Here is a 22,829-nt window from a genome sequence, read left to right on the forward strand (position 1 = left end):
GCCCCCGTATTCACGGGGGCTCCTGTTTTGTTCAGCTGTATCTTTCTCCGTCAGCTGTGACCTGGCAGAGCGGGTGTCAGTGGTCCACCGCCTTCTCGGCACCAACGCCGGTGAGGGAACGGACTTCCATCTCGGCCTGCTTGGTGGTGTCTTCCAGCTTCTTGTCCAGCACGGTGCCGAGCCAGCCGAGGAAGAACGCGAGCGGAATGGACACGATTCCCGGGTTGCTCAGCGGGAAGATCGCGAAGTTCGCCGTCTGGATCATGGAGGTCTTCGTTCCGGACACCACCGGGGAGAGGGCAATCAGGATGATCGCCGACGCCAGGCCGCCGTACATGCTCCACACCGCGCCCTGGGTGGTGAACCTGCGCCAGAACAGCGAGTAGATGATCGTGGGCAGGTTCGCCGAAGCCGCGACGGCGAAGGCGAGCGCCACCAGGAAGGCGACGTTCTGGCCGTTGGCGAAGATGCCGCCGACTATCGCAAGGAGTCCGATGACCACGACGGTGCGCCGTGCCACCTTGACCTCCGTGTCGGCGTCGGCCTTCCCCTTGGCAAGCACGTTGGCGTAGATGTCATGGGCGAAGGATGCCGCCGCGGTAATGGTGAGGCCGGCCACCACGGCGAGGATGGTGGCGAACGCCACCGCCGAGATGAAGCCCAGCAGCAGCGGTCCACCGAGGTGGAAGGCGAGCAGCGGTGCGGCCGAGTTGACCCCGCCCGGAGCGGACTTGATCGTGTCAGCACCCACCAGGGCAGCAGCGCCGTAGCCGAGGACCAACGTGAAGATGTAGAAGATGCCGATCAGCCAGATGGACCAGACGACCGACTTGCGGGCTTCCTTGGCCGTGGGGACCGTGTAGAAGCGCATCAGCACGTGTGGGAGTGCCGCGGTGCCCAGCACCAGGGCGAGGCCCAGGGACATAAAGTCCAGCTTGGACGTTTCCGACTTGCCGTACTGGAGGCCGGGGTTCAGGACCGCCGGGTTCTTGGACGTCTCCACCGCGCCGCCCAGCAGATCGGAAAGGTTGAAGCCATAGATGGCCAGGACCCAGAACGTCATGACTGCCGCACCGGCAATCAGGAGCATGGCCTTGATGATCTGCACCCAGGTGGTACCCTTCATGCCGCCGATCAGGACGTACATGATCATCAGGGCGCCGACGACGATGATCACCAGCGCCTGTCCGCCCCAGTCGCTGATGCCCAGCAGCAGCGAGATCAGGCTGCCTGCGCCGGCCATCTGGGCCAGGAGGTAGAAAAAGCAGACGGCCAGGGTGGAAATGGCGGCCGCGATCCGGACCGGACGCTGCTTGAGGCGGAAGGAGAGCACATCCGCCATCGTGAACTTGCCGGTGTTGCGGAGCAGTTCGGCCACGAGCAGCAGGGCGACGAGCCAGGCGACCAGGAAGCCGATGGAGTACATAAAGCCGTCATAGCCGTTGATGGCAATGGCGCCGGTGATGCCGAGGAAGGAGGCCGCGGAGAGGTAGTCCCCCGCGATGGCCGTACCGTTCTGCGGGCCGGTGAAGGAACGTCCGGCCGCGTAGTAGTCGGCCGCCGTCTTGTTGTTGCGGCTGGCACGGATCACGATAAACATGGTGACCGCCACGAACAGGCCGAAGATGCCCATGTTCAGGAGCGTGGTGTCTTTGAGGGCGGCGACGTTGACCGCAGGAACCATTCCGATCATTTTGTTGTCCCGCTTACCCGGTTGCCGGCTTTGTCGAACTCGTGGCCTTCAATTTCGTGGCGGATCTCGGCCGCGATGGGATCGAGCCGCCGGTTGGAATAGCTCACGTACCAGCCTGTGATGGCGAAGGTGGATACAAACTGCAAAAGGCCCAGGATGAGCCCGATGTTGATGTTGCCCCAGACCTTGGTGGACATGAAGCCGACCGCGTAGTCGGCCAACAGAACGTAGGCGAAGTACCAGAGCAGGAATGCAATGGCCATCGGAAAGACAAAACTGCGGTGACGCTTGCGTAGTTCCTGGAACCGCTCCGTCGACTGCACTTCCTTGAAATCCACGGCCGCCGCGGCGTCCGTTTCGTGGGCATCGTGACCCATCGTTCCTCCTCATTGAGACTTTCCGTCCACACCGGCTGCCCTGCTCTTCCACAACAGTCCCGGCCAATGTGACTGCACTCACTCTGACGCGTGATGGCGGTTACATTCCAGAGAAGCCGCCAGACGGTCGCTCAGCGGTCCCGATGCTGCGCCAAACGGCACCCGAAGATACGCTGGGCCCATGCCGGACTCTCCGTTGTTCACCGCCGCCGCCATCGCCGTGATCGCGATGGCGATCGCCGTCGTCGTCGGCGTGGGCCTCAAAGTCCTGCGGTCCTTCCGGGAGCTGGGCACCGACGCGGAGCGTGCCACCTACAAGACCCTCCATGCGGCTTCACGGGCCGGACAACACCTGCGCACCGGGCTGAACCCCGCTGGCGCGGCCAAAGCCAGCAGGCAGCTGCGCACCATCCTGGGCTGCGATGCCCTGGCCATCACCGACACCTCGGGCGTGCTCGCCTGGGATGGCGCCGGCGAGGAACTCCGGCCCGCGCTGATGGGTCTCGCGGCTAACGTGCTCGACGGCGGCCACACGGCCGTGATCCCGGCGGGCGAGCTGTACCTGCTCGCCGGCGACGCGGCCTCGGAACCGATCCCGCAAGACGTGGAACGCGCCGTCGTTATTGCCCCCATCAAGGCCGGCGCCCGGGTTGTGGGAGTGGTGGCGGCTTTCGCCCCGTCAGCGGGAGCCGGGCTGGTCCGTGCCACCGGCGAAGTGGCCGACTGGGTAGCGGCCCAGGTTGAACTCGCCGAACTCGACGCTTCCCGGACCCTCCTGATGGAGGCCGAGGTCCGGGCCCTCCGCGCCCAGATCAGCCCGCACTTCATCTACAACTCGCTCAACGCCATCGCGTCGTTCATCAACACGGATCCCGTGCGGGCCAGGGAACTGGTGGTGGAGTTCGCCGACTTCACCCGCTATTCGTTCCGCCGCCACGGGGACTTCACCACCCTCGCCGAAGAGCTCCGCTGCATCGACCGCTACCTGCTGCTGGAACGGGCAAGGTTCGGCGACCGCGTGCAGGTCAGCCTGCAGATCGCCCCCGAGGTGCTGAGCACGGTCATCCCGTTCCTCAGTCTGCAGCCGCTCGTCGAGAATGCCGTCCGCCACGGCCTGGAGGCCAAGGAAGGTCCGGGCCACATCACCATTGCGGCGAATGATTCCGGCACCTTCGCGGAGGTCACCATAGAGGACGACGGCGTGGGGATGGATCCGGAACAGCTGCGGTCCATGCTGGCCGGACACAGCGACGGCGACCATGTGGGGCTGCGCAACGTGGACGCCCGGCTCCGCCAGGTCTATGGCGAGGACCACGGCCTCGTCATCGAAACGGCTCCCGGCGAGGGCACGCTGATCACCATGCGTGTCCCCAAATCACAACCCGGCCACGACGCCTGAGCGTCCGGGCCGTCGCGGGGCGGGCCGCCGGGCTAATCTAGAACCATGATCAACGTCCTCGTCGCCGACGACGAACTCCCCGCCGTCGAGGAGCTGGCGTTCCTGCTCGGCCGGGACGACCGGATCGGGGCCATCCACCGGGCGTCGTCCGGTGCCGAGGCCCTCCGCGTGCTCGATGCCGAAGCCGTGGACGCGGTGTTCCTCGACATCCACATGCCTGCCCTGTCCGGCCTGGACATCGCCCGGGCCATCTCGCGCAGCAGCAATCCCCCGGTAGTCGTCTTCGTCACCGCGGACGAAGAGTGCGCACTGGAAGCGTTTGAACTCGCCGCCGTCGACTACCTGCTGAAACCCGTGCGCGCTGAACGGCTGGCCCGGTCGGTGGGCCGCATCAGCGAACTCATGAAGGACGGCGCCGCACCACCGGAAATGATTACGGTGGATCTCGGCGGCACCACCCGGATGATCCGGCGCGACGACGTCACGTATGTCCAGGCCCAGGGCGACTACGCGCGGCTGCACACAACCGACTCCAGCTACCTCATCCGCGTCCCCCTGGCCGATCTGGAACAGCAGTGGGCCGAGGCCGGCTTCCTCCGCACACACCGGTCCTACCTCATCGCCCTCAACCACGTCAGCCATATGAAGCTCGCCGCTGCCCGTCCGACCGTCACCGTGGCGGGGGCCGAACTGCCCATCAGCCGTCGCCACCTGCCATCTGTCCGGGAGAAGCTCGAAACAACGCGGATCCGGCCGCAGGCATGACGCGCGTCAGGGTGACAGCCCCGCAGTCCGCTGCAAGGCCGGTGCTGGAATCCCGCGAGGCCGCCGAGGAATCCGATGTGGGCCAGGTGTTCGTCCGGTCCCTGATCCGCACGCAGCTCCGGCTGGCAGTGGTGGTTGCCGGTGGGTTCCTGCTGATCCTGCTGGCCTTCCCCCTCATGCTGGGACTGGTTCCCGGGCTGGCGGAATCGAAAATCGCGGGCATCCCGTTCGGCTGGCTGCTCCTCGGTGCCGGAATCTACCCGGTGATCGGCCTCAGTGCGTGGCTGTATATCCGGACGGCCACCCGCAACGAGGCCCGGTACCGGGACCTCGCGGAGGACAGGTGAGGCGGCCTTGAACCCGGTGGTGGGCATCGCCGCGTTCGCTGCCGTGTCCGTGGCCACGGCGGTTATCGGGTTCTACGGGTTGCGGATTTCACGCACGACCGGAGACTTCTATGTGGCATCCCGGACGGTCCGGCCATGGTGGAACGCTTCCGCGATCGGCGGCGAGTACCTCTCGGCCGCCAGTTTCCTGGGCGTGGCCGGACTGATCCTGCTCTCCGGCACGGATGGGCTCTGGTTTCCCATCGGCTACACCGCGGGGTACCTGATGCTGCTGCTCTTCGTAGCGGCTCCGCTGCGGCGCTCCGGCGCCTACACCATCCCGGATTTCACGGAGGTGCGGCTGGATTCCCGGGCGGTCCGCCGGGTCACCAGCCTGGCGGTTGTGGTGGTGGGCTGGCTTTACATTGTGCCGCAGCTCCATGGTGCGGCCCTGACGATCCGCATCACCACGGGGCTTCCGTCCTGGGTGGGATCCGTGGCGGTGGTCATCGTGGTGTGCCTGACGGTTGTGGCCGGCGGGATGCGCTCCATCACCTTCGTGCAGGCGTTTCAGTATTGGCTTAAGCTGACTGCACTGGCGGTGCCTATCGTGTTCATCGCCCTGGTGCTGGCGGGCAACGGCACCCCGGCAATGGCCGAAGCCAACACCAACCCCACCGGGCTGGCACCGACCGGTCCGTACCAGAACATCTCGCTGCTGGTTGCCCTGCTCTTCGGAACACTGGGCCTGCCGCATGTGCTGGTGCGGTTCTACACCAACCCCGACGGACAGTCGGCGCGCCGCACCACCCTGATCGTGCTGGGCTTGCTGTCCGTTTTCTATCTCTTTCCCACCGCTTACGGAGTGGCCGGCCGGATGTTCGCTCCGGACCTCGCCCAGAGCGGCCGGTCGGATGCCCTGGTCCTGCTGCTGCCGGGCCGGCTGATCGGAGGGCCGGCCGGGGACATGCTCTCCGCGCTTGTGGTGGCAGGGGCGTTCGCCGCGTTTTTGTCCACTACGTCAGGGCTGGTGGTATCGCTCGCCGGCGTGATCAGCCAGGACGTGCTGGGCGGGAGTGTCCGCGGCTTCCGGCTGGCTGCGCTGATTTCAGCCACCGTGCCGCTGGGCTTCGCCTTCATGACGGACTCGCTGGCTTTGGCCGGAAGCGTGGGCCTCGTTTTCGCCTTCACCGCGTCCACGATCTGTCCGGCCCTGCTGCTGGGGATCTGGTGGCGCGGCCTTACCGACGCCGGAGCCATCGCCGGAATGGTGACAGGGGGTGTCCTGTGCGGCGGCGCCCTGGTTGCCGGCGCACTGTCCGGTCCGGCTGCGTCCGGCGCCGCAATGCCGCAATGGCTGGCCCAGCCCGCCGCCTGGACGGTGCCGGCCGCCTTCGCCGTGATGATCCTGGTGTCCCGTGCCACCAAGGACCGCGTGCCGCGGACGCTCACGAAGGTGATGACCAGGCTGCACACACCGGAACGTCCGCTGGCCACCGAACGCTAGGAGAGCCGGCAGGCCTGTCAGCCGAGGCAGGGCCCGTCAGTCGATGGCGGCCATCAGCTCGACCACGCGGTCAAGGAAGGCGTCCACCTGGGTTTCTTCGTAGCCGTCCTTGCCCTTGGCCGGACGGAAGACCGCGCGGCGGACATTGTCCACGCTGAGCGGCTGGTCCTCTTCGAGGTACCCAATGAGGTCACGGCACAGGTTGTCCACGTCCACGGTGTTGTAGCTTCGGCCGCGGCCGCCGGACGGCCGGCGGAACCGGTCGCCGTCGGGACGGTGGAGCCGGCCCCGCAGCAGGCCGGACAGCTTGCCGATTTCGCGGAGCCAGGCGTCCTCGCCGCGCGCCTCAATCAGCTCATCACGCTCGCGCCGGGCAAAGGCGTCTTCCAGGCGGTCCAGGGCGGCGTCGACCCCGGCCGCGGCGTAACCGCCCTTGACGGGATCGAAGCAGACAGCCCGGACGTCGGCACTCTTGATGATCTGGGCGGTTGCGGCAGGATTCTCAAACGAAACCCGTGCGCGCTGGAGGAACTGGTCCACCTGCTTGGCGTTGTAGCCGTATTCGTTCCGCTGCACACGGTCGAATGACGCAGGTATCTGCCGTTGAATGTCCACTGTCACTATGCTTCCTTCAGTGCTGTTCAGCTGTTTTTGCTCCGCACCAGTCTAAGGCGCCGAACTGTTGCCAGGCGGGACGCCTCAGGCTCCGGAAACAGCTGTGAACAGGATAAACGCCGCCGGAGAGGCGAAGACGATTGAATCCAGGCGGTCCATGACGCCGCCGTGTCCGGGCAGGATGCTGCTCATGTCCTTGATGCCGAGTTCCCGCTTGACCATGGATTCGGCGAGATCGCCGATGGTTGCCGCCGCCACCATGCCCACGGCCAGCACCACACCGACCCACCAGGGTTTGTCCAGCAGGAAGAGGCACGCCAGGACACCCACGGCAATGGCTCCGCCGATCGATCCGGCGAAGCCTTCCCATGATTTCTTCGGGCTGATCTTGGGCGCCATGGGATGCTTCCCGAAGGAGGCCCCGACGAGGTAGCCGAACGTGTCATTGGAAACAACCAGCAGGAGCATCGTGGCGATCTGCCAGGCACCGGGCGGAATCACTCCGCCGGGCCACAGGCCCACCGGCGTGACGCTTCCCACCGCATGCAGCGGCAGGATCGCGAAGCTGATGAAGAACGGCACCCAGGCCAGGGTGAACACGCCCGCGAAGATGCTGCGCGCTGATCCGGCTGCGCTCTCGATGGTCCGCCACAACAGCACCGCCACGCTGCTGGCCAACAGGGCGAACAGCAGGCTCTCCACTCCGCCGAAATACGCGGCCAGCGGCATCCCCACGGTGCCCACCATCACGGGGACGATGGGCAGCCGGGTGCCGCTTACCTCGAGCGCCCGGAAGATCTCCCAGACGCCGAACACCGCGAAGGTGGTGGTGACCAGGACGAATCCCAGCGGCAGGAACAGGAGACCCCCCAATACGGCGAAAAGCATTGCCAGACCCACCGCGGTGGCGGCCGGAAGGTTCCGTCCGGCCTTGGGCGTTGGGTTGGAGCGCTGCTTCCCCCGGACCCGGACCCTGTGTCCGGGTGCCTGCTGTGCCTGATCCATCAGACCTCGAGCAGCTCGGCTTCCTTGCGCTTGAGCAGGTCGTCGATGCCGTCAACGTGCGATTTGGTCATGGCGTCGAGTTCCTTCTCGCCGCGCGCGCCCTCGTCCTCACCGGCCTCGCCGTCCTTGACCAGTTTGTCCAGCGTTTCCTTGGCCTTGCGGCGAATGTTCCGGATGGACACCTTGGCGTCCTCGCCCTTGGACTTGACGATCTTGACGTATTCCTTGCGGCGTTCCTTGGTCAGCTCCGGGATGGTGATCCGGATGACGTTGCCGTCGTTGGACGGGTTGGCGCCCACCTCGGAGTCGCTCAGGGCGCGCTCAATATCCCGCAGTGCCGTCTTGTCGAATGGGGTGATGAGGATGGTGCGCGCGTCCGGGATCGCGAAGGAAGCCAGCTGCTGCAGCGGGGTGGGCGAGCCGTAGTAGTCCACCAGCACCTTGTTGTAGAGGCCCGGGTTTGCCCGTCCGGTGCGGATCGAGGCGAAGTCTTCCTTGGCAACCTCGACTGCCTTGTCCATCTTGTCCCCGGCTTCGAGCAAGGTCTCTTCGATCACGGTCTCTCCTCAGAAATTGGTGCATTCCGGCTAGCCGGAACAATGCACGGTACGTTCCGTCTTTGCGGCCTGCCCACCGGGCCGGCCTTCCTCAAATCATCCTAGCCGTTGCTAGGGGGTGACTACGGTGCCCAGCTGCTCGCCGCGGATGGCCCGGGTAACGTTGCCTTCGCCTTCCATGCCGAACACCACCATGGTGAGGTTGTTGTCCTTGCACATGGTCATGGCCGTCTGGTCCATAACGCGGATGTCGCGCCGCAGGGCATCGTCATAGCTGAGGTGGTCCAGCTTTTCGGCGCTGGGGTCTTTCTTGGGGTCGGCGGTGTAGACGCCGTCCACTCCGCTCTTTGCCATCAGCACGACGTCGGCATGGACTTCCAGCGCACGCTGGGCAGCAACGGTGTCGGTGGAGAAATACGGCAGTCCGGCGCCAGCGCCGAAGATCACGACGCGGTTCTTTTCCATGTGGCGGATGGCGCGGCGGGGAATGTACGCCTCGGCCACCTGGCCCATGGTGATGGCGCTCTGCACGCGGGTCTCGACGCCGGCCTGTTCCAGGAAGTCCTGGAGCGCGAGGCAGTTCATCACGGTACCCAGCATGCCCATGTAGTCGGCACGGGAGCGGTCCATGCCGCTCTGCGACAGTTCGGCGCCGCGGAAGAAGTTGCCGCCGCCTACGACGATCGCGACCTCGACGTCGGGAACGGCTGCGGCGATCTGCTTGGCGACCCCGCGGACGGTATCAGGGTCCACGCCCAGCTTTCCGCCACCGAAGACCTCGCCGGACAGTTTCAGGAGGACGCGACGCCGGCTCTTCTCTGACTGGACAGAATTGTTGACGGTTTCCATGGTGCCTTCCCGTAAATGAGCTCTGAGCTAGGTTATCGTGCCGGATGGCCAAAGGTGTCATTTCCCCGGCCCGTACGTGCAGCCCTGAGGCTGCGGTTGCATGCAAAAGGGGCGGCCACCGAAGTGACCACCCCTTTGCGTGTCTAACTAGGAACCGACGCGGAAACGCGCGAAGGCCGTAGCCTTGACGCCGGCCTCGTCGAGGATCTGCGCCACAGACTTCTTGGCGTCCTTGGCGAATGCCTGGTCAACCAGCACCTCGCCCTTGAAGAAGCCCGTAACACGGCCTTCCACAATCTTGGTCATGGCTGCTTCGGGCTTGCCCTCAGCCTTGGCCGTTTCCTCGGCGATGCGGCGCTCGGACTCAACGAGCTCAGCCGGAACGTCTTCGCGGGTCAGGTAGTTCGGAGCCATCGCGGCAACGTGGACAGCAACGTCGTGTGCTGCTGTTGCGGCTGCGTCGCCTTCGCCCTCAACGGCGAACAGGACGCCGACCTGGGCCGGGAGGTCCTTGGAGGTCTTGTGCAGGTAGGCGTCGACAGTGCCGCCCTCGATGCGGGCAATACGGCGGACAACAACCTTTTCGCCGAGGACTGCGCCCTCTTCGACAACAACCTCGGACAGCGGCTTGCCGTCAACCTCGGTGGCCAGCAGGGTTTCGATGTCGGCAGCGCCTGACTCGACCGCGATGGCCAGGACCTTGTCGGCGAGCTGGATGAACTTGTCAGCCTTTGCCACGAAGTCGGTCTCGCAGTTGACTTCGATCATCACGCCAACGCCGCCGTCAACCTTGGCAGCAACCAGGCCTTCTGCGGTGGAGCGGCCTTCACGCTTGGTAGCGCCCTTCAGGCCCTTGATGCGGATGATCTCGATGGCCTTTTCGGCGTCACCGTTGGCTTCGTCAAGAGCCTTCTTGACATCCATCATGCCGGCGCCAGTGCGCTCACGCAGAGCCTTGATATCAGCGGCAGTGTAGTTCGCCATGTGAACCCCTCTGTCTAGAAATTTTGTGTGGTGTACGGACTGACAGGACGGCAGCCCACCAAGTGAGCGGCCATCCTGTCAGAAACCCCCGGCACTGCGGACAGTGCCGGGGATGGTCCAGATTTACTTGTCTGCCTACTTGGCAGCGTCGGCTTCGCCGGCGGCGGCTTCGGTTTCCTCGGCAGCTGCCGGGGCTTCCTCTGCAGCTGCGGGCGCTTCTTCAGCAGCGGGCGCTTCTTCAGCAGCCGGAGCTTCTGTGGCGGCGGGAGCTTCTTCAGACTTGCTGCCTTCGAGGAGCTCGCGCTCCCACTCGGCCAGCGGCTCTTCCGGAGCTTCCGTGGTGCCGGTTGCGCGCTGGTTACGGGCGATGAGGCCCTCAGCAACAGCGTCAGCAACAACGCGGGTCAGCAGGTTGACGGAGCGGATGGCGTCGTCGTTGCCCGGGATCGGGAAGTCGACTTCGTCCGGATCGCAGTTGGTGTCCAGGATGGCAACAACCGGGATGTTCAGCTTCTTGGCCTCGTCAACGGCGAGGTGTTCCTTCTTGGTGTCCACGATCCAGAGCACGGAAGGTGCCTTGGTCAGGTTGCGGATACCGCCGAGGTTGGTCTCGAGCTTGGTGAGTTCACGGCGAAGGAGCAGCAGTTCCTTCTTGGTGTACGCCGAGCCGGCGACGTCGTCGAAGTCGATCTCTTCGAGTTCCTTCATGCGCTGGATACGCTTGGAGACCGTCTGGAAGTTGGTCAGCATACCGCCGAGCCAACGCTGGTTGACGTACGGCTGGCCAACGCGGGTGGCCTGCTCGGCGATGGATTCCTGCGCCTGCTTCTTGGTACCGACGAAGAGAACGGTGCCGCCGTGTGCAACGGTGGCCTTTACGAACTCGTAGGCACGGTCGATGTAGGACAGCGACTGCTGCAGGTCAATGATGTAGATGCCGTTGCGCTCCGTGAAGATGAATCGCTTCATCTTCGGGTTCCAACGACGGGTCTGGTGTCCAAAGTGGACGCCGCTGTCAAGCAGCTGGCGCATAGTTACGACGGGCATGCCGACGCTCCTTCCGGCAGGTCATTCATGAGAGAACCCAAGGCTCTCTTACCCTGCCAATAGTTGACGGTTGATTAGCTTCACCCAGGCGGGCGTTGCTCCTGGCATCCACTGCGCTTCCCATCCGGGCCATAGGGCACGGACCGCAGGAGGCACAGTCCTTCGCAGCGGAAGTTTTGGCTTCGTATGAGGAGGGCTGGATACGCGTAGTCAGCCACTGCTCCCCCACACCTCTGAATGAGACGTGCTGACTAGAACGGCCTGGAGGACCAAGCGACCCGAAAGTACTTGAACCGCCGGCCGGGCATCGTTGAGGGCACAGCAAACTGCTCCGTCAAGTGTACTACAGCGGCCCCGCCGGATCGGACCATTTCCGGGCCCGCCGCACCGCCATTTTCCGGACTCTTTTCCGGCTTGTCCACATAACGCTACGCGCCCCTGTCAGCGAATGCGCGGGGCAGGCAGGCTGAGGGAATGAAAGCCCGGATCCTGATGGCAACACTTGTATTGGCCGCGTCCGCGACGGCCCCGGTTTCCGAGGCCGCCTCCAGTGCGGCGGCCGGACCCTCCGCCGCCCCGACAGCGGGCTGGAGCTGGCCCCTGACACCCAGGCCGGCAGTGCTCCGCGCGTTCGACCCGCCGGACAAGCCGTGGATGAGCGGGCACCGCGGCGTGGATCTCCAGGCGGCGGCCGACGGCGGCCCGGTCACCGCACCGGAGTCGGGAACCGTCAGCTTCGTGGGCATGGTGGTGGACCGTCCGGTGATCACCATCGATCACGGCAATGGGCTCCGCAGCAGTTTCGAGCCGGTGGAAAGCGGCCTGGCGGCCGGCGCCACAGTGTCGAAGGGGGACGTCCTCGGGACGGTACTGCCGGGCCACTGCGCAGCGACGCCGTGCGTGCACTGGGGCGTGCGGCGGGGCGAGGAATACATCAATCCGCTGTCCCTGGTGACAGACCTGCGGCCCTCGATCCTGCTTCCCCTGCTGGTGCCGGGATGAGGATGAGGGGCTAGACGATTGCCGAAATGCCGGTGATCGCGCGGCCGGTCACCAGGGTGTTGATTTCGTGCGTGCCTTCGTAGGAGTAGATGGCTTCGGCATCCGAGAAGATCTTGGCCATCTCGAAGTCGGTGACGATGCCGTTGCCGCCGAGGAGGCTGCGGCCGATAGCCACGCTTTCGCGCATTCTGGCCGTCGTAAAGGCCTTGGCGAGGGCGGACTGCTCGTCCCTGGCTTCGCCCGCGTCTTCGAGTTGCGACAGCCGGACCATCATGCCCATCGAGCTGACGGCGTTGCCGAGGATCTGCACGAGCTGGTTCTGGACCAGCTGGAAGGACGCGATGGGCCGGCCGAACTGGCTGCGTTCCACTGCATAGCGCCGGGCGACATCGAAGGCTGCGAGCTGCTGGCCGACGGCCTGCCAGGCCACGGCGAGCCGGGTTACCTTCAGGACCTTATTGGTGTCCCGGAAGCTGTTGGCGTTGGCGAGCTTGAAGAAGTCCGGCACCACGACGTTCTCGAGCGTGATGTCGGCGTTCTGGACGGTGCGCAGGGAGATCTTGTTTTCGATCTTCGTGGCGCTGTAGCCCTCGGTCGCCGTGTCCACGAGGAAGCCCTTGACCTGGTTGTCGGCGAGGTCGCGGGCGTAGATGACCACCCAGTCGGAGAACGTGGCGTTGCCGATCCAGCGCTTGGCGCCATTGAGGATCCAGCTGTCACCCTCGCGGCGGGCAGTGGTGCGGGTGCCGCCGGCGACATCGGAGCCGCCGAGCGGCTCAGTGAGGCCGAAGGCGCCGATCTTCCGAAGCGAGTAGATATCCGGCAGCCATGCCTCCTGCTGCTCCTGCGAGGCGAGGGCCTCGATGGACCCGGTGAACAGACCGTCATGGACGCCCATGAACGTGGCGATGGACGTGTCCGCGCGGGTGACCTCGGCGTGCAGGATGCCGGCGAAAAGGTTGGAGTAGCCCTGGCGCCTAACGGGGCTGACGAGGTCGATCTCCGCCAGCTTCGGAATCAGGTCCATCGGGAACTCGCCGCGGTTCCAGCAGTCGACCGCGATCGGCTTGACCTCGCGCGCCAGGAACTCCCGGACTTCGGCCAGCCGGTCCCCCTCTTTGCCGCTGAGCAACTGCTCGAAGGCGAAGAAGTCGCCGTCAGCATACGGCAGGTTGTTGATGTCGATTGCAGCTTTGGACATATTGTTCCTTCACGTGTGATCAGCAGCGACCAAAGGTCCCGGACTACGAGCCAGCATAAGTTACTCACGAGTAACATACCGCAGCGGAAGAGGTCGGGCAAGCGGGCACGGGCTCTTTGCGGCAAAAGAAAAAGGAGCCGCGGCCGATGTCTGAACATCGGCCGCGGCTCCTTGGCACAGGCTCCTTGGCACAGACCGTCTTGGGCCTGGCGCTCCTGGTACAGGATTCCTGCCCCGCCGGGGAGGGCGGAGACGGGAAGTTTCGTAGGGCTACTCGGACTTGAACCGAGGACCTTAGGATTATGAGTCCTTCGATAGTTTGGCGTCAATAAAGGGAAGTTGGCATTGTGACTATCCTGCCACTATCCACCGGCTTATAGAGTTAGCTTGGCATCCAACCTTGCCGCGCTCTCGTGAAGGTCCTCATCGAACAACCCTGCGTAGGTATCCAGCGTGAGAACCGCCGTGGCGTGTCCCGCTATCCGCTGCACAACTTTCACATTTGAGCCTACGCGGATGTGCAGACTGACGGCAGTATGTCGCAGGTCATGCGGCGTCAGTGTGGGAAATCCTGGCAGGTCGGTGCGGGCCGCTTTTACTAGCGGAGTGAACACGTCGCGGCGGAAGTTCTCAGCGCGAAGCGTCAGCCCGCGAGGCGACGTAAACACGCGCTCGTCAGGCCTGCGGCCTTCCACCGCAAGCGCTAGCCGCTTTGCCAGCTTCCTGGGCAGCGGCACAACCCGCGCCTTGCCGCTCTTAGGCGACTTCTCAACGCGGCCTCCCAGATCCTTGGGAACGTCTGAGATGGAGGCCTCAACACTCATATAGGGATTGACGCCAAGGATAAGGTTTCCGACGCGGAGCGCTGCCAGCTCACCGAACCGCAAGCCGCAAAGGCCAGCCGTGAGGATCATGTCCTCATATGGCCCCGCCTTGCTGGCGAAGGCGGCAAGTTGCTCCATTGTCAGGTAGACGTGGTCCGTCCTCTTCTCCACCCTTGGCATGTAGTCGATGGAACCATCGCGGAGCTTGGCCGGATTGGCGGGCAGGAGGTTGAGCCGAACCGCGTAGCCCAGCAGCTGGGAAAACAGCTTGGCAACCTGGCGCTTCGTGCTGGCCCCTGCGGGGCTGCCGTCGGACTCGAGTGCATTGATCCAGTCAGAGACGTTCGCATATCGGATGCTGGCTAGCGGAGTGTGGCCCCAGCGTGGTTCCACATATTTGGCGTACTGCGCCCGGTGCTTGGCGTGCGTGGCCGGCGCCCACGGCTTACCACGAGCGCTGACGCTGAGCTTGAACGTGACGAACTGCTTGTTCAGTTGCGAGACGGTCATAGCCTTAGCCCTCGACATGTCGAGATGCGTGCCGCTGGACACTGCCAACGTCTGCTCTCGATAGTGCGCTTCGGCTTCCTTCTTTGTGCGGAAGCGCGGCTGTCGCCGAGCCCCGGAAGCATCGCGATAGTCAGCAACCCACGGCTTGACCGTGGGCTTCTCCGGAAACCGCTCTCGCGCATCGTAAACAGCCATGCCAACTATCCTAGGTCAGGCTATCCAGAAAGACCCCTGATCTAGCCCGTCCAGGGGCATGCTATAAACGATTCGAGATTACGCCTGCCCGCACGGCATAATTGTGCAAGTGGTACAGGAGTTCCCAAAGGTTCCTTCTGATACCCCACACCCCCTCCCTTGATCATTTGGAGTCCGCATGCTCAGCACGTTCCCGCCGCGCAGTAGACGCAACGCATTCCGCCGTTGTGCAACTTTGCTTGGCCCTGGGGCCAAGCCTGTGCGCTGGGAGTCCGATGAACGAGGAATTGCTCGAACCTGAATACCTGAACCGCAAGCAGGTTGCTGTCCTGCTTGGCGTCTCCGAGAAGTGGCTAGCCCAAACCGGCAAGGAATCAGGTCCGCCCCGCTTCCGCTTCGGCGGCATGATCCGCTATCACGTCGCGGACGTGAGGAACTGGGCCAAGCAGCAGAAGGTGACCGCGTAATGACGGCCGCCGGCTGCCTGGCGCAGGTGGAGCCCTGTGAGGCCCCCGCAGGGGCCCTGCGGAGGGTACGTGATGCAGCGGCGCGGCGGGCGCTGCCCTATTTCCACAAAGACTCGTACCTGTCAGCAGTTGCGGCGGCCCCGCTGCTTGCTTCCGAGAAGCGCACCATGGCCGCGTTGCTGGAAACGGTAAACCCTGACGGCTTCACTGCCGTAGACCGCGAGACCGTGGCCGTCGACACAGGGCAGACCGTCAAGACCGTCTCCCGGCACTGGCAGCAAGCCAGGGCCGCAGCACTACTGGCAAGCAAGGCGAGGTTCAACAACTCCAGCGTGCACCTGGCCACCGTGCCGGGATCGGGCGCCGCCTTCCCCGCGGGCTGGGCAGTTGCCCCACCGCTGCAAGGGCACTTCTGGACGGACGCCGAGCTTGCATGGTGGGACTCTGACGCTTCCCTCTGTGGCAAGAATGCGCCGTGGGGAAACGCTCATCCACCCTTCTAGCTAAATGTCCTTCTATATATAGGACTAGCTGCTGAACACGGCTCCGCCGGTTCAGCTCCAGAGGAAGAAGACACGAGTGGCTACGCAGCCACTGGGCAATGAGGTCGCCATTTCACCCCACCAACAAGCGGGGCGCAGGCCCCCCAAGGGCCGCAGCGCCGAGGGTTGGCCGGTGACTGTCGATGATGTTGCCACTGCTGCTGCATGCGCGTCGGCGCCAGCCGTAAGCGCGTTTGCCTCAGCCTGACGTGCCCATAGGCCGTGCGCCGTTATTCCCCCTGAGGTCTGGATGTCGACATTCCGTTCTCGGTCCAGATCGCAACAGGCTTAGGGTCAGGGCACTCATCGGCCGGCTTAAAAGCAAGCTGCAAGTGCTTTTTCAGCCGAGTCGGAGAAGCAATCCAATCCAGCGAAATGACGCAACTCCCCCAGTCTTGAGGCGGCACTATCGCCCAAAAGTCGACTGATTCCCCAGGCGGCAAAACGGCGACCCAGCCATGAGCCTGCGAATGGCCCAGTGGGCTGGAGGTTGGCGTAGTCATCCCACAACTTCCTGAGGTCACTTTCATCGTGAGCCTGAAGGCACTGGCGTCACCTGCGTTGGCGAGCTTCCCACGCACGGAGATATGGCCTCTGGGAAAATGCGGTTGGTTTGAGTGCTCGTCCACGATATGGGCGTACACGTCATATACCCAGTCGGCCTCCGCCCTGGACCGGTTACGCGCCCAACTGCCTATTGCCCACGCCAGCCCGGTGCTCAGTGCAGTTGCGGCCGCAACGGACGCGGCCACTGCCTGCCAGAACACCTCTGCATCATTCATGAATCGAAGCCTACCTGCGGCCTGCGTGTCGGCCCATCGTGAGAGGCTCTGCTTATGGTTCTAGATTTTGGGGATTCCGGTAACGGCCCGGAGGTCCTTTGGGCTGGGATGTTCACGCTAGTGGCTGTTATTGGGTCGGTGCTGCTTGCCCTGTGGTCCCAGCGCAGGGATTTCAACCGACGAGAAGCGGAGATGAAGTCCGCCTTCGAAGCACAAGAACAGGCGCAGTGGTCCGGCTGGCGTCGGCACATGGCCGAACGCTGCATGGCACTGATCTCTAAAGTAGCGGACCTCGCGACGGACAGAGTGGATGGCGGCGACTACTTCCGCATCCTGCATGAAACCGAGGAGCTGGACTCGCTACTTCACCTTGATTGCCACGAGGGCGGCGCCGCCCTGGGAGACTGGATTCGCGCTCAGGTTTCCGCGATGCTCGAGCTGGACGAGCGCAGCGTCGACAAAATCAGCGACCTTTACAATCTCGCCGCAACTGCCCGCAGGCAAATCACGGACTGGGCTGTAGACCCATCGTCCATGGTTGATGACGCCGCCTTGATGTCTATGGCAACGGCCCCTCACGTCCACTGACGCCGTCCTCGGACGGCGCTCCAGTGGCAGCTTCCGCCCAAGAGTCTTCGGGAGGCGCAACAACGGATACCGGCTCAAAGCCAACTGGCGGCGCAGGGGTGGGCGGCACCGAGACAGGGGATGGAAGTGTGTAGCATGTGGGTACAAGGGAGGGGGGCGGCATGGAGCACAACGAGGTGAGACTCAAGATATTGGGTGCGCCCAACTCTATCGACGTCCGTGCCCTCCACAGGTCGCTGGGCGGCTTGATAGACCTGCTTCATGGCGCAACAGAGTCGCATTGGCTGATTTCTGATCTGAAGGTGTCCAGCGCTCTCGTTGAGGTTCGTCCTGATGAAGACTTGGATTGGCATGCTGCCTTTGCTGAAATTACCGACGGCCTGCGCCACCTCGAAACCACTTCTTCCACGCCCGCAGATTGGGGCGATTCCATGCTTGAGGCCGTTGTGCAGGCGGGCGGTCTAAGCAAGTTCGCAGGGGTTGAGGGCGTCGAATTGACCGTTGGGGCCGGTGAGGCAATTCGCTTAGACGGAGAAATTGTTGCTAACGCGTCACGTGCTCTAAAGGCTCCAAACAAGTCCCTAGGATCGGTCGCTGGGAAGATTGACCGGTACCTTAGCCGCAGCGGGAAGAAAAACTTTGGCCTCGTTGATGAGAGCACGGGCAAGTCCGTCAAGGTCGCCTTCTCAGCCCAGATGGAAGCCCGCGTGGTTGAGGCCATTGGCAAGCAAGTATTGGCGTGGGGGGAACTCCGAAGGGACCATTCTGGACGAAAAGTGTCGCTCTCTTTGGAAGATTTCGAAATAGTGCAGACAACTCGGCAGCCTGTTTCGGTTGACGAACTTGCTGGGCTGCTTGGAACGGAATGGACGAATGGTCTCAGTTCCGTCGAATGGGTTAGGAAACAGCGTGACGAGGACTGAACCGCGGCGAGCCATCGATACATGCGTCTTGCTGAACATCCTCACTAATGGAGGTAAAGACGACGCTTCCTGGCTGCCACGCAGCAGGCAGGTGCTTGAGGCTGCCATTCAGGGAAAGTACAAGCTGGCCTTGTCCGCCTACCTCATTCCTGAAGTGGCAGGGAACGGCAAAATCCGTGGATCTCATCTACCTCCAATCGACAGGAAGCAACGGGTCGCCCGTACGCGGGAATGGATCCGTAATGCTGGATTCATGATCGTGGAAATTGACGGACGAATTGCCGCCCAAGCGGCCGACCTTGCTATAACGAAGCAGCTCCGGGGTGGAGACGCCTTGATTTTAGCGAGCGCCATACAGGCGAAGGTTGAGGTCCTTTATACGTGGGATTCTGACCTACTCAAACTGAACGGCGTGTACGACTTCGAGATAGCTGAACCGCCCTCACCTAGTGATGAGGGGCAGTTGGACCTATTTACTGCCGCCGCTTCCTAAGACCTTGGGAGTGCCTGCGGTAGCTGTGGATACTGCCCATGCCACTGCGTGGGCTGAGGCTGGGGCAATTGAATCATCAGCGCATCGATCTTGCAGAGCGCCCTGTACAGGGCGACCGCCATCAGCACAGAGCCAGCAATCGCCGCAGCGGCCGAGAGGAGTGTTAGCAGGACGCTGAAACCGTCCGGCCCGGATGAATAGATTGAGGTCGAGGAGGAGCTCATGCTGACGACTCCGACGCAGCCCATCACTGCTCCCCCGATAGCTAGCCAGGGTCCTGTAACAAAAAGCCCCGCTGAGCGGTTAAAGCGCATCTTCCCCCTGCATTGCGATGTCAGATCAGACTACACACGGATTTAGCCAGCGGGGACCCTTTGGGGAGAATTTGTGCCAAATTGCGGCGGAGGCCAGTAAAAGTCGCCATCGGATGCGGTTTCCTGCTTAATCAGACCGTAGGTACGAGAGGAAGGCCGGAAAAGGCTGCTGTACGCCTTTCTAAGAGCCCAGAACCCAAGGGAGGCCCCAGCCATTAAGGCCGGAGCTTCCCAGCGCCCCAAAGGCTTAATTAGGGCCGTTCCGTGGCAATTAGAGCGCACTCCCCCATCGCTAATTGCCTAGAGGCCATTTTCTCTGCTACTCCTGCTTTTTGCCGGGGCAAATGGCGTCGTGGAGCTCTTGCAAGTGCCGCAGAATGTCCAAATCGCTACCGTCGTCAATTTGGCCACAGATAGTGCAACGCAATTGGTGGACGAGTACGCCCGACATTCTCAATCCTCGTAGTCAGGGCTCATCCTTGCGCGGAGTTCTGCTCCTTCGCGGCAGAGTCCCTCGTTGCGGTCACGAACCCTATGAGAGCTTCCACTCAAGGATCGAATTTGATCCGGTGTACCTGACCTTGATCATTGGGGTTGCGGCCTGCCCTTGGATGATGATCCACCCCCGGACACAGTCGCCCCATGCGAGCTGTTCTTCAGTCGGGTACATCGGCTGCGCTTCCCCGTTTGTCCAGTAAGAGGAAGCTAACGTATATCTCCGGTTTTCGGCATCCAGGAGCGCCCAGGGCTGATTGGTGACAACCGGAGCTTCGGCCGCGGCCGAAGGCGGTGCTGCCGGCGTACAAACCTGCACGTCGATTGCCTCCTGGTTGGGGTCTCGAGGCTCGGCACCCTTCCGGTGCTCGAAAACAGTGACAGTCGAGCCACTCTTTGAGGTCTGCGGCTCGCCCATGGCGGCCGGCGATGTGGGCGGCGCGGGAGATGGCGGAGAGGCCGTTACTGTCACCGTAACCGTGGGTGAGGCGCCACCCTCGCCGGGGGCGCTGCACCCCGCTAGAGCTAGGGCCGTGACCGCGAAAACGACAAAGTTCTTCTTCATAGTGCCCCCAAATGACGTCGGCGCTATTGGCGCCCGAGTAAGTAGTTGCTCGAATTTAGCAGGCCTGCCTTAGATACGGACCAACCGCGCCGCCAAGAGAATGGGCCGACCTGTGGGGCCGGACTACGGATTACTCCGGCGACGGACTCCCACCCGGTCCGTGATTGTCGATATTTCGTAACGGTTCGGTAACGCATTTCATGGCCGCGTTAGGAATCCGCGTTTATAACGGCCACTTTATTCCGAGGGACAAAATATTTCAGCTGTCCGCTGGCAAATCCCAGAAGATTCCAACCCACTCATTATTAGAGACAAAGTTTTCAACGGCTCGCCTTGATGGCGGGCCTTTCCTTTTTCCTCTATTTGTCAACGCTCTTCAACACCGAAAGGAAGCCCGATGCCCCTACTTCGAGGGGAGCAACATCCCCACCACCGACTAACGGCCGATGACGTGCTGAGTATCCGCGCCAGCTACATTCCCGGCGTCAATACGCTGGCCGATCTGGCCCGCTGCCATCACGTCTCCAAGCAGACAATCAGCGTCATTCTTCAGGGCAAGACCTGGAGCCACCTGGAAGGCACCCACTTATGACCGAGACAATCGAAAACGCTTTCGCCGTTCGCTGGCTTGCCGCTGTGCGCTTCACTCCGGGGCTCACGGGCCGCGATAAGGCCGTTGCCAAATGGATGGCCAGCAACCTGAACGGTGGAACCATCGTGCATCGCACCTGGCAGCAGATGAGGAACGAGATGAAGCTCCCCAACTATGCCGCAGGCATTCACCTCACAGCGCTGACAAAGATGGGATTTGTCGGCGAGCGTATTCGCACAGGTCCCGACGCCGGCTTCCCGCTGGAGCTGCCGCTGCCCAAGTCAAAGACTCAGCGGACGAACGAGCGCATTGCCGCCGACCGCCGCGCTGCTGACCTCAGGGCAGATGCCAAGTGGCTGGCCAAGTGATCCCCCATTTAGTGAGCGAACTCGCGGTAACCCACCATGAGCGCCTATGAGCCCTTCGCCTTCGGCAGGGCTCTTGCTGCAAGTCGGCTGACTACGAAAGCCAAGATCACCGGCCATAGCTTGGCTGTCTACGCAGACGGCAAGACGGGCTATTGCTACCCCACGCAAGAGCAATTGGCTGTGGCCAGTTCGCAGAGCGTGCTAACGGTTACGCGTGCGCTCGCAGAGTTGGCGGAGGCAGGCTTTGTCACGGTGGCCAAGAACGAGCGCAAGCGATGGAACCGCAACAACCAGTACTGGCTCCGCGTCCCGAAGGAAGCGCGAGCGCTTGCCGGGGCAATAGATGAACGGCCGCCATCCGAGCCTGAACCGCAGCAGCTCCAGACTGCCGACCCGCTTCCGCCGCCGACCGTCCCCGACCCCGTCAAGGCTCCGCCTCCCACCGAGAAGCCGCCGCCGTCCGCACCAGGCGCCTTTCCGTCGGTGCCAGCATGGCGACGCGACTAAGAATTACCCAAACGTGTGAAGGGTATTTCTTAGTCGAGGGTTCACATACCCATCAGAGGTTAGGGCAATACCTATCAGAGGTTGGCCCTAACAAATCAATACCTACTAGTTAGACAGGCCGTGGGCGAAGCCCGTAAGGCCTGATCTATAGCTAGTGATTGACCGCCGATAGCGAAGCCTTTGAGCTGGCGCTCACGGCTTCCTTCCTGGGTGTTTCCACCGCCTGCTTACTTCCCGTGCACTGGCTCCGCTGGCTACGGCCTTCGGCCTCCACCAGTCGCCAGTGGCCAGCATGCCGTTTCTCATCCCCCCGCAATACCCACCGCTGACGCATGTCCGCTGTCACGGTAACCACCGACAGAAAGACCTCACTATGACCACCGCTGCACTTACCGCCGCCAAGGCCGCTGCTACTGCTACTGCTGCTGACCTTGAAGCCATTGGCCACCGCCTGGAAGTGGCTACCGCTGCCCATGCGGAAACCTCCGCCGAACTGTCAGCCATCCTCGCAGCCGATGCGGCCGGCGAAGCCGAAGCCGTGGCGCACGACGTTGCCGTACTCCGCTCTGAGTTGGACCTCCGCGCTTCACGCGTCGCTGCACTGAAGGCCAACCACGCCAAGGCAACTGACGCCAACACTCAGGCAGGCTTCCGCCTGCGTGCCGAGAGGCTGAAGGCCAGCAAGTCGATCCTTCCCACGAAGGCTGTGGATGCCCTTGTAGAGGCCGCAAGCGGTGAGGTTGAGGACATCCTCCGCACGCTGGCCGCGAAGCTCTCAGAGGGCAACGAGGCCAACGCCGCCGCCATCAACGAAGCCTTGGAGCTCAGCCGCACTGGCTACACGGGCGAGGGCTTGCAGGTCTCCGGCGCGACTCAGAATCCGACCGTCTCAGTCAACGGTTCGCAGCTCGTGGACTTCATCAACGTCACGTCACGGCTGGAAGCCGTGGGCAAGGTTGCCGCCTTCACCGTCAAGGAGGAACTGCTGGCACCTGCCCGCGCCGCACGCGCTGCCAAGGAAGCTGCAGACGCCGTACGGGATGCCAAGTACAAGGCGGACCTCCGCGCCATGCATGACCGCAACACCACCCGCGTGGACTTGTCCGCGCTCTAACCACTAATGCACTGGAATGGGAGTGACAGCCAATGGCTGATCTCAAACTAATCGGCGCCGTCGCCGTCAAGGTACGGCCGGACGCCAAGGGCTTCCGAGGCGCAACCAAGAGGCAGGTTCTCAAAGAGCTTGCCGGCCAGGAGTACGACGTAGTCGTAAACCTGGACCTCGATGCACAAGGCATCAGGGAGAAAGCCAAGCGGATCGTCCAACAGGTCAGGCG

Annotated in this window: 25 protein-coding genes; 14 read left to right on the forward strand and 11 right to left on the reverse strand. The window is 63.1% G+C overall.

What is annotated here, in order from left to right; all coding sequences use genetic code 11:
- Positions 1-76: 76 nt before the first annotated feature.
- A complete protein-coding gene (locus tag CXQ91_RS03500) occupies positions 77-1,693 on the reverse strand; it encodes a cation acetate symporter (protein ID WP_104172541.1) in 1,617 nt (538 codons plus the stop codon).
- Entirely contained in the window at positions 1,690-2,070 is a 381-nt protein-coding gene (locus CXQ91_RS03505; protein WP_104172542.1) for a DUF485 domain-containing protein, read from the reverse strand. Before CXQ91_RS03505 ends, CXQ91_RS03500 begins: the two co-directional genes overlap by 4 nt.
- Positions 2,071-2,251: 181 nt before the next feature.
- On the opposite strand from CXQ91_RS03505, the gene CXQ91_RS03510 reads away from it, so the two are divergent.
- The 4 genes from CXQ91_RS03510 to CXQ91_RS03525 are packed head-to-tail and all read left to right on the forward strand — an operon-like array spanning position 2,252 to position 6,067.
- On the forward strand, positions 2,252-3,469 hold the full coding sequence (locus tag CXQ91_RS03510) for a sensor histidine kinase (protein ID WP_104172543.1): 1,218 nt from the start codon (positions 2,252-2,254) through the stop codon (positions 3,467-3,469).
- Positions 3,470-3,514: 45 nt separating this feature from the next.
- A complete protein-coding gene (locus tag CXQ91_RS03515; protein ID WP_104172544.1) occupies positions 3,515-4,234 on the forward strand; it encodes a LytTR family DNA-binding domain-containing protein in 720 nt (239 codons plus the stop codon).
- Positions 4,231-4,581, forward strand: coding sequence for a hypothetical protein (locus tag CXQ91_RS03520; RefSeq protein WP_104172545.1), 351 nt, complete (start codon positions 4,231-4,233; stop codon positions 4,579-4,581). Before CXQ91_RS03515 ends, CXQ91_RS03520 begins: the two co-directional genes overlap by 4 nt.
- A 7-nt stretch (positions 4,582-4,588) precedes the next feature.
- Positions 4,589-6,067 (forward strand): cation acetate symporter, encoded by a 1,479-nt coding sequence (locus CXQ91_RS03525; RefSeq protein WP_104172546.1) that lies wholly within the window; start codon positions 4,589-4,591, stop codon positions 6,065-6,067.
- A 36-nt stretch (positions 6,068-6,103) separates the two neighbouring features.
- Here the strand turns inward: CXQ91_RS03525 and CXQ91_RS03530 are convergent, their stop codons facing one another.
- The 6 genes from CXQ91_RS03530 to rpsB all read right to left on the reverse strand — a co-directional run bounded on the left by CXQ91_RS03530 (position 6,104) and on the right by rpsB (position 11,124).
- Positions 6,104-6,688 (reverse strand): DivIVA domain-containing protein, encoded by a 585-nt coding sequence (locus CXQ91_RS03530; RefSeq protein WP_104172547.1) that lies wholly within the window; start codon positions 6,686-6,688, stop codon positions 6,104-6,106.
- A gap of 78 nt (positions 6,689-6,766) precedes the next feature.
- Positions 6,767-7,687, reverse strand: a complete 921-nt coding sequence (locus CXQ91_RS03535; RefSeq protein ID WP_104172548.1) for a phosphatidate cytidylyltransferase — start codon at positions 7,685-7,687, stop codon at positions 6,767-6,769.
- On the reverse strand, positions 7,687-8,244 hold the full coding sequence (frr, locus tag CXQ91_RS03540; protein WP_104172549.1) for a ribosome recycling factor: 558 nt from the start codon (positions 8,242-8,244) through the stop codon (positions 7,687-7,689). Before frr ends, CXQ91_RS03535 begins: the two co-directional genes overlap by 1 nt.
- Positions 8,245-8,355: 111 nt before the next feature.
- Positions 8,356-9,093, reverse strand: coding sequence for a UMP kinase (pyrH, locus tag CXQ91_RS03545; RefSeq protein ID WP_104172550.1), 738 nt, complete (start codon positions 9,091-9,093; stop codon positions 8,356-8,358).
- 147 nt (positions 9,094-9,240) lie between these two features.
- Entirely contained in the window at positions 9,241-10,077 is an 837-nt protein-coding gene (gene tsf / locus CXQ91_RS03550; RefSeq protein ID WP_104172551.1) for a translation elongation factor Ts, read from the reverse strand.
- Positions 10,078-10,212: 135 nt separating this feature from the next.
- Positions 10,213-11,124 carry a 30S ribosomal protein S2 gene (gene rpsB, locus CXQ91_RS03555; protein WP_104172552.1) on the reverse strand — a complete coding sequence of 304 codons (912 nt, stop codon included), beginning with the start codon at positions 11,122-11,124 and terminating at the stop codon, positions 10,213-10,215.
- Positions 11,125-11,598: 474 nt separating this feature from the next.
- Here rpsB and CXQ91_RS03560 point away from each other — a divergent pair, with 474 nt between their 5' ends.
- A complete protein-coding gene (locus CXQ91_RS03560) occupies positions 11,599-12,126 on the forward strand; it encodes a M23 family metallopeptidase (RefSeq protein ID WP_104172553.1) in 528 nt (175 codons plus the stop codon).
- A 10-nt stretch (positions 12,127-12,136) separates the two neighbouring features.
- Here CXQ91_RS03560 and CXQ91_RS03565 read toward each other — a convergent pair whose 3' ends face one another.
- Complete coding sequence (locus tag CXQ91_RS03565; RefSeq protein WP_104172554.1) at positions 12,137-13,327, reverse strand: acyl-CoA dehydrogenase family protein; 1,191 nt, start codon at positions 13,325-13,327, stop codon at positions 12,137-12,139.
- A gap of 374 nt (positions 13,328-13,701) precedes the next feature.
- Positions 13,702-14,856, reverse strand: a complete 1,155-nt coding sequence (locus CXQ91_RS03570) for a site-specific integrase (protein ID WP_104172555.1) — start codon at positions 14,854-14,856, stop codon at positions 13,702-13,704.
- Positions 14,857-15,131: 275 nt separating this feature from the next.
- Between CXQ91_RS03570 and CXQ91_RS03575 the strand changes: the two genes are divergently transcribed.
- From CXQ91_RS03575 to CXQ91_RS03620, 9 genes are all read left to right on the forward strand, one after another.
- Entirely contained in the window at positions 15,132-15,323 is a 192-nt protein-coding gene (locus tag CXQ91_RS03575) for an AlpA family transcriptional regulator (protein WP_104172556.1), read from the forward strand.
- Positions 15,323-15,826 carry a hypothetical protein gene (locus CXQ91_RS03580; RefSeq protein ID WP_104172557.1) on the forward strand — a complete coding sequence of 168 codons (504 nt, stop codon included), beginning with the start codon at positions 15,323-15,325 and terminating at the stop codon, positions 15,824-15,826. Before CXQ91_RS03575 ends, CXQ91_RS03580 begins: the two co-directional genes overlap by 1 nt.
- A gap of 875 nt (positions 15,827-16,701) precedes the next feature.
- Positions 16,702-17,235 (forward strand): hypothetical protein, encoded by a 534-nt coding sequence (locus tag CXQ91_RS03585; RefSeq protein ID WP_104172558.1) that lies wholly within the window; start codon positions 16,702-16,704, stop codon positions 17,233-17,235.
- Between the two features lie 161 nt (positions 17,236-17,396).
- Positions 17,397-18,158: a hypothetical protein gene (locus CXQ91_RS03590; RefSeq protein WP_146072296.1), complete on the forward strand. Its 762-nt coding sequence runs from the start codon at positions 17,397-17,399 to the stop codon at positions 18,156-18,158.
- A complete protein-coding gene (locus CXQ91_RS03595) occupies positions 18,109-18,651 on the forward strand; it encodes a type II toxin-antitoxin system VapC family toxin (protein WP_104172560.1) in 543 nt (180 codons plus the stop codon). Before CXQ91_RS03590 ends, CXQ91_RS03595 begins: the two co-directional genes overlap by 50 nt.
- 1,771 nt (positions 18,652-20,422) lie before the next feature.
- A complete protein-coding gene (locus CXQ91_RS03605) occupies positions 20,423-20,617 on the forward strand; it encodes a hypothetical protein (RefSeq protein WP_104172562.1) in 195 nt (64 codons plus the stop codon).
- A complete protein-coding gene (locus CXQ91_RS03610) occupies positions 20,614-20,985 on the forward strand; it encodes a hypothetical protein (RefSeq protein WP_104172563.1) in 372 nt (123 codons plus the stop codon). Before CXQ91_RS03605 ends, CXQ91_RS03610 begins: the two co-directional genes overlap by 4 nt.
- 36 nt (positions 20,986-21,021) lie before the next feature.
- Positions 21,022-21,492 (forward strand): helix-turn-helix domain-containing protein, encoded by a 471-nt coding sequence (locus tag CXQ91_RS03615; protein ID WP_104172564.1) that lies wholly within the window; start codon positions 21,022-21,024, stop codon positions 21,490-21,492.
- A 373-nt stretch (positions 21,493-21,865) separates the two neighbouring features.
- On the forward strand, positions 21,866-22,606 hold the full coding sequence (locus CXQ91_RS03620) for a hypothetical protein (RefSeq protein WP_104172565.1): 741 nt from the start codon (positions 21,866-21,868) through the stop codon (positions 22,604-22,606).
- Positions 22,607-22,653: 47 nt separating this feature from the next.
- Here the strand turns inward: CXQ91_RS03620 and CXQ91_RS24690 are convergent, their stop codons facing one another.
- A complete protein-coding gene (locus tag CXQ91_RS24690; protein ID WP_181038759.1) occupies positions 22,654-22,818 on the reverse strand; it encodes a hypothetical protein in 165 nt (54 codons plus the stop codon).
- Positions 22,819-22,829: the final 11 nt, after the last annotated feature.

It is taken from the genome of Arthrobacter sp. Y81, from assembly GCF_002929335.1.
Classification (GTDB): domain Bacteria; phylum Actinomycetota; class Actinomycetes; order Actinomycetales; family Micrococcaceae; genus Arthrobacter.